This window comes from Psychrobacter sp. TB55-MNA-CIBAN-0194 (assembly GCF_040309505.1).
Taxonomy (GTDB): domain Bacteria; phylum Pseudomonadota; class Gammaproteobacteria; order Pseudomonadales; family Moraxellaceae; genus Psychrobacter; species Psychrobacter fozii.
The window spans coordinates 1-280 of record NZ_JBEOOW010000182.1 but is presented as its reverse complement, the minus strand read 5'-3'; the positions used below and the strand labels follow the sequence as shown (position 1 = coordinate 280).

Below are 280 nucleotides of genomic sequence, written 5' to 3'. Positions count from 1 at the left end.
CATCGGAGGCCTGGGCTTCTTTCAGCGCTTCGGGGTTGCGTACCACCACAGCGTTCAGCGCAGTGGCCGTTTGCGGGCCATCGTAGGCGTCGATTCGCGCCAGGTACGCCTGGACCAGTTCAACCGCCGTGGTCTGGCCGGCTTCAAGCGCAGCGCGCAATTGGGCAATGGAGACTTCAGTAACTTGCATCACGTTTTTTTCGCCGCCTTCAAGTGGGGGTATGGCGGCAGTCTACGTACAGATATTTCACAAAACCAGCGTGGCATACTTCGCGCAGCC

At 59.3% G+C, this 280-nt stretch carries 1 protein-coding gene; it reads right to left on the bottom strand.

Features of this window, described 5'->3' with window-relative positions:
* Positions 1–193, bottom strand: a 193-nt coding sequence (locus AAEY75_RS14750; RefSeq protein ID WP_502944426.1) for a hypothetical protein, incomplete at its 3' end; no start/stop codon positions are given.
* Positions 194–280: the final 87 nt, after the last annotated feature.